Consider the following 344-nt stretch of genomic DNA (forward strand, 5'->3'; position numbering starts at 1 on the left):
ATAAGACGTTTCCATAAAGTCCAGCTGTCACTTACTCACTGTTTTTAATATCATTTAATAGATTCAATAATTTGCGACGTCAACGCAAAAAAACAATGAGTAGAGTAATGGATTATTTGCACGTCTTGATCAAAGCAACTTTTACATCAGTTTGTCTAATGCTAATCGGTGGCTGTACTGGCGATAGTGATAGCTCTGAACCACAAATAGCTGCTGTCGAGCTATCCAGCCCACCACTCGAAATACTTGGATTCCCACCCCAAACCCTATACTACGATAGTCCATTTACATTTACTTTTGGTGCTGCTGGTGGGTCTGGTGCATATCAAATGGCCTATGTTAAG

General features: G+C 40.1%; 1 protein-coding gene. It reads left to right on the top strand.

The features are described 5' to 3' along the window. Positions 1-95 precede the first annotated feature (95 nt). Positions 96-344: hypothetical protein (locus A3757_RS22750; RefSeq protein WP_156506505.1), on the top strand; the 249-nt coding region annotated here is incomplete at its 3' end.

The sequence above is a fragment of the Oleiphilus sp. HI0117 genome (assembly GCF_001635235.1).